Annotated in this window: 16 protein-coding genes; 10 read left to right on the top strand and 6 right to left on the bottom strand. The window is 55.2% G+C overall.

Going from position 1 to position 14,828, the window contains the following annotated elements:
- Positions 1–78: 78 nt before the first annotated feature.
- From WFL93_RS04650 to WFL93_RS04635, 4 genes are all read right to left on the bottom strand, one after another.
- Complete coding sequence (locus tag WFL93_RS04650; RefSeq protein ID WP_336777348.1) at positions 79–1,323, bottom strand: histidine-type phosphatase; 1,245 nt, start codon at positions 1,321–1,323, stop codon at positions 79–81.
- Positions 1,320–2,129: an inositol monophosphatase family protein gene (locus tag WFL93_RS04645; RefSeq protein WP_007887028.1), complete on the bottom strand. Its 810-nt coding sequence runs from the start codon at positions 2,127–2,129 to the stop codon at positions 1,320–1,322. Before WFL93_RS04645 ends, WFL93_RS04650 begins: the two co-directional genes overlap by 4 nt.
- A 190-nt stretch (positions 2,130–2,319) precedes the next feature.
- Positions 2,320–3,570 carry a mechanosensitive ion channel family protein gene (locus WFL93_RS04640; RefSeq protein WP_336777347.1) on the bottom strand — a complete coding sequence of 417 codons (1,251 nt, stop codon included), beginning with the start codon at positions 3,568–3,570 and terminating at the stop codon, positions 2,320–2,322.
- A gap of 92 nt (positions 3,571–3,662) precedes the next feature.
- Positions 3,663–4,244, bottom strand: coding sequence for an ACP phosphodiesterase (locus WFL93_RS04635; RefSeq protein ID WP_007887024.1), 582 nt, complete (start codon positions 4,242–4,244; stop codon positions 3,663–3,665).
- Positions 4,245–4,471: 227 nt separating this feature from the next.
- Here WFL93_RS04635 and queA point away from each other — a divergent pair, with 227 nt between their 5' ends.
- The 5 genes from queA to secF are packed head-to-tail and all read left to right on the top strand — an operon-like array spanning position 4,472 to position 9,908.
- Entirely contained in the window at positions 4,472–5,542 is a 1,071-nt protein-coding gene (gene queA, locus WFL93_RS04630) for a tRNA preQ1(34) S-adenosylmethionine ribosyltransferase-isomerase QueA (protein WP_049850805.1), read from the top strand.
- Positions 5,543–5,574: 32 nt separating this feature from the next.
- On the top strand, positions 5,575–6,699 hold the full coding sequence (gene tgt / locus WFL93_RS04625; RefSeq protein ID WP_007887022.1) for a tRNA guanosine(34) transglycosylase Tgt: 1,125 nt from the start codon (positions 5,575–5,577) through the stop codon (positions 6,697–6,699).
- A 24-nt stretch (positions 6,700–6,723) separates the two neighbouring features.
- The gene (gene yajC, locus WFL93_RS04620; protein WP_007887021.1) at positions 6,724–7,056 is read left to right on the top strand and encodes a preprotein translocase subunit YajC; all 333 of its coding nucleotides are present in this window, start codon (positions 6,724–6,726) and stop codon (positions 7,054–7,056) included.
- A 25-nt stretch (positions 7,057–7,081) separates the two neighbouring features.
- Positions 7,082–8,929, top strand: a complete 1,848-nt coding sequence (gene secD, locus WFL93_RS04615; RefSeq protein ID WP_180823165.1) for a protein translocase subunit SecD — start codon at positions 7,082–7,084, stop codon at positions 8,927–8,929.
- Between the two features lie 10 nt (positions 8,930–8,939).
- A complete protein-coding gene (secF, locus tag WFL93_RS04610; RefSeq protein ID WP_007887019.1) occupies positions 8,940–9,908 on the top strand; it encodes a protein translocase subunit SecF in 969 nt (322 codons plus the stop codon).
- 58 nt (positions 9,909–9,966) lie between these two features.
- Here the strand turns inward: secF and WFL93_RS04605 are convergent, their stop codons facing one another.
- Positions 9,967–10,530 (bottom strand): DUF3251 domain-containing protein, encoded by a 564-nt coding sequence (locus WFL93_RS04605; RefSeq protein ID WP_336777346.1) that lies wholly within the window; start codon positions 10,528–10,530, stop codon positions 9,967–9,969.
- Between the two features lie 14 nt (positions 10,531–10,544).
- Positions 10,545–10,982, bottom strand: a complete 438-nt coding sequence (gene lysM, locus WFL93_RS04600) for a peptidoglycan-binding protein LysM (protein ID WP_007887016.1) — start codon at positions 10,980–10,982, stop codon at positions 10,545–10,547.
- 203 nt (positions 10,983–11,185) lie between these two features.
- Between lysM and nrdR the strand changes: the two genes are divergently transcribed.
- The 5 genes from nrdR (at position 11,186) to thiL (ending at position 14,766) form a co-directional block, all read left to right on the top strand.
- Positions 11,186–11,635 carry a transcriptional regulator NrdR gene (gene nrdR, locus WFL93_RS04595; protein WP_007887015.1) on the top strand — a complete coding sequence of 150 codons (450 nt, stop codon included), beginning with the start codon at positions 11,186–11,188 and terminating at the stop codon, positions 11,633–11,635.
- A 3-nt stretch (positions 11,636–11,638) separates the two neighbouring features.
- Positions 11,639–12,742 carry a bifunctional diaminohydroxyphosphoribosylaminopyrimidine deaminase/5-amino-6-(5-phosphoribosylamino)uracil reductase RibD gene (gene ribD, locus WFL93_RS04590; RefSeq protein ID WP_007887009.1) on the top strand — a complete coding sequence of 368 codons (1,104 nt, stop codon included), beginning with the start codon at positions 11,639–11,641 and terminating at the stop codon, positions 12,740–12,742.
- A gap of 90 nt (positions 12,743–12,832) precedes the next feature.
- Positions 12,833–13,303, top strand: a complete 471-nt coding sequence (ribH, locus tag WFL93_RS04585; protein ID WP_007887008.1) for a 6,7-dimethyl-8-ribityllumazine synthase — start codon at positions 12,833–12,835, stop codon at positions 13,301–13,303.
- A 19-nt stretch (positions 13,304–13,322) separates the two neighbouring features.
- Positions 13,323–13,742, top strand: coding sequence for a transcription antitermination factor NusB (nusB, locus tag WFL93_RS04580; RefSeq protein WP_007887007.1), 420 nt, complete (start codon positions 13,323–13,325; stop codon positions 13,740–13,742).
- A 46-nt stretch (positions 13,743–13,788) separates the two neighbouring features.
- Entirely contained in the window at positions 13,789–14,766 is a 978-nt protein-coding gene (thiL, locus tag WFL93_RS04575) for a thiamine-phosphate kinase (RefSeq protein ID WP_049850807.1), read from the top strand.
- The last annotated feature ends 62 nt before the right edge of the window (positions 14,767–14,828 follow it).

Below are 14,828 nucleotides of genomic sequence, written 5' to 3'. Positions count from 1 at the left end.
TCAAGAACGACGTAAGTAATTTTACCTGAAAGTTAAGCCCGCATTACTTATCGAGCTTAACCTCAGGTGCAATAATTCTTAGAATTGGGGATACGTTATTGAGGTTAACGCGTGATGATCGATAGACTGATTAAACTGCTGTAGCGTCGATTGATAAGGACACAGCGTGCCAACATCGGTTACGCGACAATTTTGCTGATGCCACTCTTCACGCAATAGCGCATGGGTTTGATCGATCGGTGTGAGATGGCGCAGATCATCCAGGCTTTGTGCCTGGAAATAGACGCGCAGGAAGCGCGCGTTGCTGGTGGTATCGCGCCAGCGTTCAAACACCAGACTGCTGCCGGGTGGAATATTGCCGCGGGCATAGCCCGGCAACTGCCAGCTAAAATTGATCAGCGTGCGTAGCATGGCGATATTGGTGTCGTGTGCCACCAGCAGTAGCCAGCGCGCGTCGGGTGAGTCAGCGCTGTTGTCTAAACCTTTAACTACCGCATCCAGCAGTATTGAACCGCGCCTTTGCGCAATATAAGCAACATCATTACTGAGATCGTAGTTGGCGGTGAGCAGCGGCAGCAGGGCGCTAATCTGTTGTGCGGAGGTAATATTTCCCCATGCCAGCTGGCTAAGCGGCAGGTTTTCGCTCCAGCCAAGCCGCAGCGTTTCTACCATGCTGGCCAGCACGCTCAGGCCCTGCACATAGGTATGGCCGCTTTTAGTCTGCTTGAGCTGCCACGGACGATCGAAAAAGGCGCAGTCGGCAGTGCACACCGCTTGCTTCAACTGCTGAATTTCCGGCTGTAAATCATGTTGTAGCTCAGCCAGATTGCCCGCTTTGGCAGATATGGCCGCGTTTTCCTGCGCCGGATCGAGCTGCGCAAACGGCAGTTTGTCACTCTGGAACAACGGATCGACATCGCCCTCAACCGAGTGGACCTGCACACCGCAGCCGGGGAAGGCGCCGTCCACCAGCGCTGCGGCGGTGGCACGCGTGCGCTGTAGCGGGCTGGCGCGCACGTAAATCTCTCCGGCAGTGGGGCAACCGGCGCGTAACAGACCGAGCTGGCGATAATGTTCGCCTTGCCAGCGGCCTTTATTGACCACCGCCGCATAACCGTGGCCGGTCAACTCACCATCGGCGGTATTCCAGCGCGGCCAGGCGCGTTCCGTCGCCGCTTCGATCTCTTTACGATTACCCGGCGTTGGCGGACGCACGCCGTGGCGGCTAATCTCCACCACTTTTTCCAGCTGATAGCGATCTTCGGCGTGAACCGGTGCGTTTAGCAGCCACAGCAGGCTAGCGATAAACAGGCGAGCAATCATAACGGCAGGTGCGCGGGCAGCAGCGCTTTCAATTGTGGATAAATCACGGCATTCGCCAGCAGCACTGGATTACCGTTCTGCAGGCCGTGATGGGTGAGATAATCGTTAGTGATGCCGCCTGCTTCGCGCATCAGTACAATGCCCGGCAAGCCATCCCACGGATTCATATGCGCTTCGTAATAACCGATCAGTCGACCGGCGGCCGCCCAGGCGCTCATTAAGGCACCCGAACCATTGCGAATAAACATGCCGCCCTGCGCCAGTAACGCGCCAATAAAGGCGGTAAGTGGCTCAATAGGTTGGCTATTGGAACTGCTGAGGCCGAGCACGCCTTGATCGAGCTGCTGTGCGCTATGCGCCTGGATGCGTTTGTCATTGACCCACGCACCTTTGCCGCGGCAGGCGTGGAAGGTTTCATGGTGGTTGGGATCGCATACCACACCAATCACCGCTTCGTTTTCACAGACAATTGCCAGCGAAACGCACCAGGTGTGCAGGCCATTAATAAAGCTGCTGGTGCCATCGATCGGATCGATCACCCAGATAAAACGCGCGCCGCTGGTCGCGCCGCCGCTCTCTTCGCCCAGCACCGCATCATCAGGAAAGCGCTCATGGATCAGATGTTTGACTAACTGCTCAACGTTGCGATCCGCCTCGCTAACCACATCCTGCAGATCCTTTTTATGCTCAATGACTAACTGATGGCGTTGCTGGTACCAGGATAGCGCGCGGCTGGCGGCGGTTTTCGCGACATCGCAGGCGAAGTGATAGCGTGCGTCGAGTTCGGTTAGCGTGGCTGATGACATCTTTCCCTCTTATGATTTTCCGACCGTAGAAGCAACAACAGACGCCCAAAATGGCGCATTGGCTGTGTGACAGACTTAACAAAAGTTAAGAAAGGCTTCATTAAGCCGCAGATGACTGCGGCTGACAAGAGGAGGAGAAGGCCAGCCAGCGAATTTTTATGTTCACTGGCGGCTAAAGCGGCAAGGAGGATTAGCGGCGGGTTCTCACGCCGATTTGGCGCATATCATTGCCGGTTGGCGATTGATGGACGCGCAGACCAAAGGTTGGCAGTACGGCGTAAATATGGTCGAAGATATCTGACTGAATATTTTCATACTCTTTCCACACCGTGGTGCTAGTGAAAACATACACTTCCAGCGGCAGGCCGTTTTCACCCGGCGCTAATTGACGCACCATCAACGTCATCTCCTTATGAATGCGCGGATGTTGCTCCAGCCAGCTTTGTAACCAGACGCGGAAGGTGCCGACGTTGGTTAAGCGGCGGCCATTGAGTGGTGAATCCAAATCACAGCCCAGCTGTGCATTCCATGCGGCAACTTCCTCGCTTTTGCTGTTCAGATACGGCGTCAGTAAATGGGCACTTTTCAACTGCTGCATCATGGCATCGTCGAGGAAGGTGATGCTGGTGGTATCGATATGAATGCTGCGTTTGATGCGGCGTCCGCCGGATTCTGACATCCCACGCCAGTTTTTAAACGAGTCTGAAATCAGCGCGTAAGCGGGAATGGTGACGATGGTGTTATCCCAGTTGCGTACTTTTACCGTAGTCAGCGAAATGTCGATCACCGCACCGTCAGCGCCATATTTCGGCATCTCCAGCCAGTCATTCATCTTCAGCATATTATTGGCAGCCAGCTGGATGCCGGCCACCAGACCGAGAATCGGATCTTTGAATACCAGCATCAGCACCGCAGTCATCGCGCCGAGTCCGGTTATCAGGACGCCGGGCGATTTGCCCAATAGCAGCGAGATAATCATGATCACCATTAAAATGGCGGCGATCAATTTCACGCTTTGAATGATACCGCGCAACGGCAATTGCTGTGCCAGCACGCTGTTTACACTGAGCTGCTGTAACAAATCCAGCAGAGAAAACAGCATCAGCAGGGTAAACACCATCATCCACAGCTGCGCGAAAATCAGCAGTGCGCTGTAGAGCTGGCTGCTGTCATGCAGGAATAATTCGGTTTGTAATTTAAATAACACGCCCTGCATTAACCACACGCTACGGCTAAACAGGCGGCTATTAATCAGCGCCTTCGGCCACTGGCGACTGCCGTTTGCGCTGTAACGACGCAATAGCGGCAAAATGGCGCGATGCAGAATTGCATGGGTGAGAAGCGAGATGGTAAAGATAATCGCAATCACGATGCCCAAAGCCATGATGTGCGTGTAATTAAGACCGGCTTCTGCGAGCCAGTTGGCAATAAAATGCTGCATGAGATTTCCCTGGTGTGAACGAAGTGTAAGGTCACGCAGGGTAGGGGATGGGAATTTTCCCGTCCAACAGACGGGTCTTGAAATCTCTGAGACTAAAGTTGTTGCGCGCGCGCGTCGGCCATCAGACGTGGATAGAACTGGAAGAACAGCGGTTCTAGCCGATCATAGTGATCAACAAAATCCTGATAGGAATCGCGTAACGCGACCAGACGCGGACGACGATGCGCCATGCCGCTTAGCACGCGCGCCAGCCGGGTGGGTTCGGCGTAATGCTCAAACCAGCGCTCGCGCCACATCACCGCATTCAGCTCAATAAAGCCTTCCGGCGTGCCCGCCAGCTGCGGCACGATGTCGCGTTCGGCTGCGGCAGTGAACGCCACCAGCGATTGCGTCGGGTGGAATTTTTCCCAGTGCAGCGCGAGGAAGTGATCCCAAATCACATCAAGGGTGATGGGCGCCACGCGGCGCGTTTCGGGGCGAAACAGTTCACGTGCAATACGCACTTCGGGCAGATTATCGGTCAGGACGTCGATGCGGCGATGCATCGCAATGCCCTCCACCACCGGCGCGGGCCATTGCGACTGCACGTTGCCGCGCACGAAGTCGGCCATAAGATTGCCCAGCAGAGAGCTGTTAGCCAGCTGCGCCAGGTGAAGATGAGCGAGAAAGTTCATGGCGCATTATATACACGTCAACCTTCAAGTTACAGGTGCGTTGGCTGCTTTCGCTCACCCTAATCACTAACTAAAGCAAGCTCATCGGGCTTCTCTCGTGTGCCGCCTGGCATAGCTCGAATTATTTTGTGTATAAGCAGCATCACAGAAGCGCAGCCAGTTGTTCAGAATTTGCCGCTTTTCCGCTAGACTATGCCGCCTGTTTTTAAGTCCTGAAGAAGTGAAGCATGCGCGTAGCCGATTTTACCTTTGAGTTGCCAGAATCCTTAATCGCCCACTATCCGCAGGCGCAGCGAAGCGGTTGTCGCTTGCTGTCGCTGGATGGTCCAAGCGGCGCATTAAGCCACGGCGTATTTACTGACGTGATGGATAAGCTCAATCCGGGCGATCTGCTGGTGTTCAACAACACCCGTGTCATTCCTGCGCGCGTTTTTGGCCGTAAAGCCAGCGGCGGGAAAATTGAGATGCTGGTTGAGCGCATGCTGGACGATAAACGCGTGCTGGCGCACGTGCGCGCCTCTAAAGCGCCAAAGCCGGGCGCAGAGCTGCTGCTGGGCGATGACGAAAGCGTTAAAGCCACCATGGTGGCGCGTCATGACACGCTGTTTGAAATTGCCTTCGCAGACGATCGCGCGGTGCTGGATATCCTTAACAGCGTCGGCCACATGCCGCTGCCGCCATATATCGATCGTCCGGATGAAGATGCCGATCGTGAGCTGTACCAAACCGTGTATGGCGTGCGTCCTGGCGCGGTGGCTGCGCCAACCGCCGGTCTGCACTTTGACGAACCGCTGCTGGAGGCGCTAAAAGCCAAAGGCGTTGAGATGGCGTTTGTCACGCTGCACGTCGGTGCTGGCACCTTCCAGCCGGTGCGCGTGGAAACCATCGAAGATCACATCATGCATGCTGAATACGCCGAAGTGCCGCAGGATGTGGTGGATGCCGTGCTGGCGTGTAAAGCGCGCGGCAACAAAGTGGTCGCCGTCGGCACCACTTCAGTGCGTTCGCTGGAGAGCGCCGCAAAGGCCAGCCAGGACGCGCTGATTGCGCCATTCTTCGATGACACACAGATTTTCATCTATCCCGGCTATCACTATCAGGTGATCGATGCGCTGATCACCAATTTCCACCTGCCAGAATCGACCCTGATTATGCTGGTCTCGGCTTTTGCCGGTTATCAGCACACCATGGCGGCTTATCGCAGCGCGGTGGCAGAGCAGTACCGTTTCTTTAGCTACGGGGATGCGATGTACATCACCCGTAATCCACAAGCGCCTGACGAAAGCGTCGGTGCATAAAAAAGTCAGACTGTCTTTCTGATGAGGTTAATGTGAAATTTGAATTAGATACTACCGACGGGCGCGCGCGCCGTGGGCGTCTGGTCTTTGATCGTGGCGTAGTGGAAACCCCGGCGTTTATGCCGGTAGGCACCTACGGCACCGTTAAAGGCATGACGCCGGAAGAAGTGAAAGAGACCGGTGCGCAGATCCTGCTCGGCAACACCTTCCACCTGTGGCTGCGCCCGGGTCAGGAGATCATGAAGCTGCACGGCGATCTGCATGATTTCATGAACTGGCAGGGACCGATCCTAACCGATTCCGGCGGCTTCCAGGTGTTCAGCCTTGGCGACATCCGCAAGATCACCGAAGCGGGCGTGCATTTCCGTAACCCAATCAACGGCGATCCGATCTTCCTCGATCCGGAAAAATCGATGGAGATTCAGTTCGATCTCGGCTCTGACGTGGTGATGATTTTCGACGAATGTACGCCCTATCCCGCCGATTGGGATTACGCCAAGCGTTCAATGGAGATGTCTCTGCGCTGGGCAAAACGCAGCCGCGATCGTTTTGATGAGCTGGGTAATAAAAATGCGCTGTTCGGTATTATTCAGGGCGGTGTTTACGAAGATTTACGAGATGTCTCCGTTAAAGGTCTGGTAGAGATTGGCTTTGATGGGTACGCTGTGGGCGGCCTGGCGGTGGGTGAACCTAAAGAGGACATGCACCGAATCCTGGAGCACGTCTGTCCGCAAATTCCGCAAGACAAACCGCGTTATTTGATGGGCGTCGGCAAGCCAGAAGATCTGGTGGAAGGCGTTCGCCGCGGTATCGATATGTTTGACTGCGTTATGCCTACGCGCAATGCGCGTAACGGTCATCTGTTTGTTACCGATGGCGTGGTGAAAATCCGTAATGCCCGGTATAAAGATGACACCGCAACGCTGGATGCTGAGTGTGATTGTTACACCTGTCGCAATTATAGCCGCGCCTACTTGCATCATCTTGATCGCTGTAACGAAATACTGGGCGCACGCCTGAATACAATTCACAATCTGCGCTATTACCAGCGTTTGATGGCAGGTTTACGCAATGCCATTGAAGAGGGTAAATTAGAGCACTTTGTTAGCGAGTTCTACCAACGGACGGGGAAGGCGGTTCCTCCGCTGAACGTCTGATAATTCATCAATGAGGGAAATTTAATGAGCTTTTTCATTTCTGACGCCGTAGCCGCAGCAGGCGCACCGTCTCAGGGAAGTCCGTATTCTCTGGTGATCATGCTGGTGGTATTTGGTCTGATCTTCTACTTCATGATTCTGCGTCCGCAGCAGAAGCGTACCAAAGATCACAAGAAGCTGATGGATTCCATCTCTAAAGGTGATGAAGTGCTGACCAGCGGTGGCTTAGTTGGACGTGTGACCAAAGTGTCAGAAACTGGCTATGTTTCTATTGCCCTGAACGACACCACTGAAGTAGTTGTTAAACGTGATTTCGTGGCCGCCGTTCTGCCGAAAGGTACTTTGAAGGCGCTGTAATTTTTTCTTCCCGAAGGGAACTGCCGTGTTAAACCGTTATCCTTTGTGGAAGTACATCATGCTGGTCGTCGTGATTCTCGTCGGCCTGCTCTATGCGCTTCCTAACCTTTATGGTGAGGATCCGGCCGTTCAGATCACTGGTGCGCGCGGTGGCGCCGCCAGTGAGCAAACGTTGGATCAGATCCAGACCGTATTAAAACAAGACAATATCGAGAGCAAATCCCTCGCTCTGGAAAATGGTGCCATCCTGGCCCGCTTTGCGACGCAGGATGTGCAGCTGCGCGCCCGTGATGCCATCACGACGGCACTGGGCGAAGATTACGTTGTGGCACTTAACCTTGCGCCGGCAACGCCACGCTGGTTGAGCATGCTGGCCGCGGAACCGATGAAACTCGGTCTTGATCTGCGCGGCGGCGTTCACTTCCTGATGGAAGTCGACATGGATACCGCGCTGGGCAAACTGCAAGAGCAGAATGCCGACAGCCTGCGCAGCGACCTGCGCGACAAAAGCATTCCGTATACCACCGTTAATAAAATCGCGAACTATGGCGTAGAAGTGCGTTTCCGTGACGGCGCCAGCCGTGACGCGGCAATCAGCTACTTGTCTACTCGCCATCGCGATCTGGTGATCTCAAGCCAGGGCAGCGATGCGCTGCGTGCGGTCATGAGCGATGCACGCCTGAGCGAAGCGCGTGAATATGCGGTGCAGCAAAACATCACCATTCTGCGTAACCGTGTGAACCAGCTTGGCGTGGCCGAACCGTTGGTGCAGCGTCAGGGTTCTGACCGCATCGTGGTAGAGCTGCCGGGTATTCAGGACACCGCGCGCGCCAAAGAGATTTTGGGCGCAACCGCAACGCTGGAGTTCCGTCTGGTTAACACCAGCGTGGATCCAACCGCTGCGGCCAGCGGCCGTGTTCCGGGCGATTCGGAAGTGAAGAAAACGCGCGAAGGGCAGCCCGTGGTGCTGTACAAGCGTGTGATTCTGACCGGTGACCACATCACCGATTCCACCTCCAGCATGGATGAGTACAACCAGCCGCAGGTGAACATTTCACTGGATGGTGCTGGTGGCAACATGATGTCGAACTTCACCAAGGACAACATCGGTAAGCCGATGGCGACCCTGTTTGTGGAGTACAAAGACAGCGGTAAGAAAGATGCCAACGGCCGTTCGATTCTGGTGAAACAGGAAGAAGTGATTAACGTGGCGAACATTCAGTCGCGCCTCGGTAACAGCTTCCGTATCACCGGCATCAACAATCCAAACGAAGCACGTCAGCTGTCGCTGCTGCTGCGCGCGGGTGCGTTGATTGCGCCAATCCAGATTGTTGAAGAGCGCACCATCGGCCCAACCATGGGTCAGCAGAACATCACACAAGGCCTCGAAGCCTGCCTGTGGGGTTTGATTGCGTCGATCATCTTTATGGTGGTGTTCTACAAGAAGTTTGGTCTTATCGCTACCAGCGCACTGCTGTGTAACCTGGTGCTGATTGTCGGCATCATGTCACTGCTGCCAGGCGCGACGCTCACCATGCCGGGTATTGCCGGTATTGTGTTGACGCTGGCGGTTGCGGTCGATGCTAACGTGTTGATTAACGAACGTATTAAAGAAGAGTTGCGTAACGGACGCTCGGTACAGCAGGCGATTCATGAAGGCTATAAAGGCGCCTTCTCCAGTATCGTCGACGCCAACGTCACCACGCTGATTAAAGTAATCATTCTTTATGCGGTCGGTACCGGTTCAATCAAAGGCTTTGCGATTACTACGGCTATCGGTATCGCAACCTCAATGTTTACCGCTATCGTCGGCACCCGTGCCATCGTTAACCTGGTGTACGGCGGCAAACGCATCAACAAGCTGTCTATCTGAGGAGTGCGTTGTGGCACAGGAATATAGTATTGAGCAGCTAAACCACGGGCGTAAAGTCGTCGACTTTATGCGCTGGGATCGGCTGGCTTTCATCATCTCCGGTCTGCTGATTGTGGCATCTATCGCCATTATCGGTGTGCGAGGCTTCAACTGGGGCCTCGACTTTACCGGCGGAACGGTGATTGAGATTAACCTGGAAAAACCGGCGGATCTCGATGCGCTGCGCGAAGGTTTAGTGAAGGCGGGCTTTGAAGAGCCGCTGGTGCAGAACTTTGGTAGCAGCCGCGATGTAATGGTGCGTATGCCACCGGCCACCGGCAATGCAGGCACGGAGCTGGGCAACAAAGTTGTGGCATCCATCAGCCAGACCACCCAGCAGAACGCCACCGTGAAGCGTATTGAGTTCGTTGGCCCAAGCGTGGGAAGCGATCTGGCGCAGGCGGGTGCGATGGCACTGCTGTCGGCGCTGATTGCGATTCTGATCTACATCGGCTTCCGCTTTGAGTGGCGTCTGGCGCTCGGTACCGTACTGGCGCTGGCGCACGATGTGATTATCACCTGCGGCATTCTGTCGCTGGCACATGTCGAAATCGATCTGACCATTGTCGCTTCACTGATGTCGGTAATTGGTTACTCGCTTAACGATAAGATCGTAGTATCCGACCGTATTCGTGAGAACTTCCGCAAGATTCGCCGCGGTTCCTCTTACGACATCACTAACGTGTCGCTGACTCAAACGCTGAGCCGTACGTTGATCACCTCCATCACTACGCTGGCGATGATCATGATTCTGTTCGTGTTTGGTGGTGCGTTGCTGAAAGGCTTCTCACTGACCATGCTGATCGGTGTCACCATCGGTACCATTTCATCAATTTATGTCTCTTCAGCGCTGGCGCTGAAACTCGGCATGAAGCGTGAACATATGCTGGTGCAGAAAGTGGAAAAAGAGGGCGCAGATCAGCCTTCGATTCTGCCGTAATGCTTCGTTAGAAAGTAAACGGGCTGCCAATGGCAGCCCGTTTTTTTATGCCTGTCGATCAGGGCGTGGTTTTGTGGGTAGCGGGACTCTCAACATCGTGCACGCGCACGTAGCCGAGCTGTTCTGGCGCTAAGCCGCTCAGTCGCAGCGGCACGGTCACCGTACTGCGTGGCATTAAGCTGGCAGGCACCTCGATGGTCTGGCTCAGGCTTCCCGCATTAAGCGGTTTGCCGCTGGACGGATCCATCTCGCCCCAGACTACGGTGGCACTCAGCGCCGGAATCGGCTGATCATCGGTGGAACGGATATTCAGATTGGCGCGACTGCCGCCCGCTTCACCCGCCACCTGCGAGAGCGACAAACGCACTTTACCCAGCTGCGTCTGAAGCTCCACCGGCGTATTGGCTTGTGGCAACAACCACGCGCCTTGGGTGGACTGGCTGTTCAGCTGTCCCTGAATTTCCAGCGCCGTTGCCTGATTCGTCAGCTTACGCATCTGCTGATTAAGCTGACTCACTTCCTGGTGCAACTCTTTGACCTGCGGTGAAACCGGCGTTGAACTGCAACCACTGAGAACCAGCAAAGAGAGTGCTGCTGGTGCCCAAAACGTCCTGATCGTCATGCAATGTCCTTTCTTTATTCGGGAATACGTAAAACCTGGCCAGGGTAAATCTTATCAGGATGCGTCAGCATTGGCTTGTTCGCCTCGAAAATCTTGTTGTATTGATTGGGATTTCCGTAGACCTCTTTCGATACCGCACTCAGGGTATCGCCTTTTTTTACGGTGTAGAACTTCGCGGGCGTGGCGGAATCGCTGGTGGTGACCTTGTCATCCACTTTGGTGATCCCCGCGACGTTACCCGCAGCCACCAGGATTTTCTCCTTCAGCTCCTGAGAAATGCCGTCGCCGGTAACCGTAACGGTATCGCCTTTAACATCCACCTTCACCTTATCGCTGTCAGGCAAGCCGAGCTTGTTGATGTGATCCTGCAATTTCTTACTGGCATCGTCGCCGCCACTCACGGCATCCCACAGTTTTTCTCCAGCTTCTTTCACGAAATCGAACAGACCCATACATCCTCCAGATAATTATGGTGTGCCGCCTTGCTGACGGCTCTCTAAGCGTAGTGGTTTTTTGCGTGCGGGCATGTAGGGGATGTCTTGCATTTGGCTTAACGTCACAAAGTGCGATTCACACATTATGTGCCACACACATACATTTTGTGTCGTGATCGCGCTACACTGTGTGGCCTATTTATCTCGCATCAGGAAGCCTCATGCATTGCCCATTCTGCTCCGCTGTGGACACCAAAGTGATTGATTCTCGTCTGGTTAGTGAAGGATCGTCGGTGCGTCGCCGTCGTCAGTGTTTGGACTGTCATGAGCGTTTTACCACCTTTGAAGTGGCCGAACTGGTGATGCCGCGCGTGGTGAAAAGCAACGATGTGCGCGAACCCTTCAATGAAGATAAGCTCAGCAGCGGCATGATCAAGGCTCTCGAAAAACGCCCAGTGAGCGCTGATGCGGTGGAAAGTGCGGTAAATCACATAAAAACCCAGCTGCGTGCCACCGGCGAGCGTGAAGTGCCGAGCGCGCTAATCGGTAATCTGGTGATGGATGAGCTGAAAAAGCTCGATAAAGTGGCCTACATTCGCTTTGCTTCGGTTTATCGCAGCTTTGAAGATATTCGCGATTTTGGTGAAGAGATCGCCCGCTTACAGGACTAATCCATGACTGACGAACGCTACATGGCGCGCGCGCTGGAACTGGCGCGCCGCGGACGCTTTACCACTACACCGAACCCCAACGTTGGCTGTGTGATTGTGCGCGAGGGCGAGATTGTCGGCGAAGGCTGGCATCAGCGCGCGGGCGAACCGCATGCTGAAGTGCACGCGCTGCGTATGGCGGGTGAACGCGCCAGAGGCGCAACCGCCTATGTCACGCTCGAACCCTGCAGTCATCATGGACGCACACCGCCGTGTTGCGATGCGCTGATTGCTGCCGGCGTGACGCGCGTGGTTGCCGCGATGCAGGATCCCAATCCGCAGGTGGCGGGACGTGGTCTGTATCGTTTACAGCAGGCGGGTATCGAGGTGAGTCACGGCCTGATGATGAGCGAAGCGGAGGCGTTGAATCGCGGTTTTCTAAAACGCATGCGTACCGGATTCCCGTGGATCCAGCTGAAACTCGGCGCATCACTTGATGGACGTACCGCGATGGCGAACGGCGAAAGTCAGTGGATCACCTCGGCAGCCGCAAGGCGCGATGTGCAACGTCTGCGCGCCCAGAGTTCAGCTATCCTTAGCACCAGTGCCACCGTATTAGCGGATAATCCGTCGCTGACGGTGCGCTGGGGGGAACTGAGCGCCGATGTGCGTGCGCAACTTGATGAAGCCCAGTTGCGTCAGCCGGTACGCGTAGTGATTGATAGCCAACAGCGCGTCACGCCGCAGCATAGTTTGATCGGCCAGCCAGGCGAAACCTGGTTGATGCGCAGTGAACCCGATCAGCAAGCGTGGCCCGCCAGCGTCACACAAATTGCGGTACCGCAGCGTGGTGAACAGCTCGACCTGGTGGCGATGATGATGTTGCTCGGCCAGCGACAGATCAACAGCGTTTGGGTGGAAGCGGGCGCCAGTTTAGCGGGCGCACTGCTGCAAGCCGGGCTGGTGGATGAGCTGATCGTCTACATGGCGCCGAAGCTGCTGGGAAACACCGCGCGCGGCCTGTGCGCGCTGCCGGGATTAGAACAACTGGCAGATGCGCCCGCCCTGAATTTTAGCGACGTCCGCCTGGTTGGCGAAGACCTGCGCCTGACGCTGACTCCGCGTTGAAAACGCGCGGAAAAGCCTGAGCGCGTCGCCAAAGAGTATGATAGAATCCGCCCCCTTCTGCGGGGCCATAAAACAACCCAAAGGATATGTATGAAAGTTATCGAAGCTCCTGTTGCCACGCCTGATGCAAACATTGCCATCGTAATTGCGCGTTTTAACAACTTCATTAATGACAGCCTGCTGGACGGCGCGATTGACGCTTTGAAGCGCATCGGCCAGGTGAAAGCAGATAACATCACCGTTGTCTGGGTTCCAGGTGCATACGAACTGCCGCTGGCAGCACGCGCACTGGCGAAAGCCGGTAAGCACGACGCCATTGTCGCGTTGGGCACTGTCATCCGTGGCGGCACCGCACACTTCGAATATGTGGCCGGTGAAGCCAGCTCGGGCATTGCGCACGTCGCCATGACCAGCGAAATCCCGGTGACCTTCGGCGTGTTGACCACTGAAAATATCGAGCAGGCGATTGAACGCGCCGGCACCAAAGCAGGTAATAAAGGTGCCGAAGCGGCCCTGACTGCACTCGAAATGATCAACGTATTGAAAGCCATCAAAGCCTGATTTTTGTAAGGGGAATTTTGTGAAACCTGCTGCTCGTCGTCGCGCCCGTGAGTGCGCTGTTCAGGCGCTTTACTCCTGGCAGCTGTCTAAGAACGACATTGCCGATGTGGAATACCAGTTTCTGGCGGAACAAGACGTCAAAGACGTCGATATTAGCTATTTCCGCGAATTGCTGGCCGGTGTGGCGACTAACAGCGCGTACCTGGACGGTCTGATGAAGCCTTACCTGTCGCGTCAGCTCGAAGAGCTGGGCCAGGTGGAAAAAGCCATCCTGCGTATTTCGCTGTATGAGCTGAGCAAGCGTTCGGATGTGCCGTATAAAGTGGCCATCAACGAAGGCATTGAGTTGGCAAAAGTGTTTGGTGCTGAAGACAGCCACAAATTCGTCAACGGTGTCCTCGACAAAGCTGCCCCGCAAATTCGACCCAATAAAAAATAGTATTAAAGGCCGGTTTACCGGCCTTTTTCTCATTGAGACCTGACTTATGTCTTGTGGTGAATTCGAACTGATCGCACGTTACTTTAACCGCGTCACCAGCTCCCGCCGCGATGTGGAGAAAGGAATTGGTGACGACTGCGCGTTGCTCAACGTGCCAGAAAAACAAACCCTCGCCATCAGCACCGATACGCTGGTTGCGGGCGTCCACTTCTTGCGTGATATCCATCCTGCCGATTTGGGTTACAAAGCGGTTGCCGTTAATCTCAGTGATTTAGCCGCGATGGGCGCCGATCCTGCCTGGCTGACGCTGGCATTGACGCTGCCCGAGATCGATGAAGATTGGGTAGCGGCTTTCAGCGATAGCCTGTTTGAGCTGCTGGATTACTACGATATGCAGTTGATTGGCGGCGATACCACGCGTGGACCGCTAAGCATGACGCTCGGCATTCACGGATTGGTGCCGGTGGGAAGGGCGCTGAAACGTTCGGGTGCTAAGCCAGGCGACTGGATTTTTGTCACCGGTACGCTGGGTGACAGCGCCGCCGGTTTGTCGCTGCTGCAGCATCGACACCGTCTGAATGATCCGGCGGTGCACGAAGCATTGATTAAACGCCATTTGCGTCCGATGCCGCGCGTACTGCAAGGCCAGGCGTTGCGTGGTTTGGCAACCTCGGCAATTGATATTTCAGATGGTCTGATTTCCGATCTTGGCCATGTGCTCACTGCCAGCCGCGTCGGTGCACGCCTCAATCTCGACGCGTTACCGCTTTCACCGGCGCTGCGCGATCACTTCGAACCTGAGCTGGTGCTGCAATGGGCGCTAAGCGGTGGCGAAGATTACGAGCTGTGCTTTACCGTGCCGGAAGTTAACCGTGGCGCGCTGGACGTGGCGCTCGGCAATTTTGGCGTGCCTTATACCTGCATTGGCCAGATTGCTCCGGAATCGGAAGGGCTGACACTGCTGGAGAACGGCAAGCCGCGTAGCGTAAATCTGAAAGGGTTTGATCACTTCGGCAGCAAGTGAAAGTGGTGACCATGAATGGCCACCCGACAAAATCAGCGTAGGGTCGCCATTTATGGCGACCT

The sequence above is a fragment of the Pantoea sp. USHLN256 genome (genome assembly GCF_037149875.1).
Taxonomy (GTDB): Bacteria; Pseudomonadota; Gammaproteobacteria; order Enterobacterales; family Enterobacteriaceae; genus Pantoea; species Pantoea nemavictus.
Note: the sequence above shows the minus strand (reverse complement) of the source record. Positions and strands in the feature narration are given on the sequence as shown.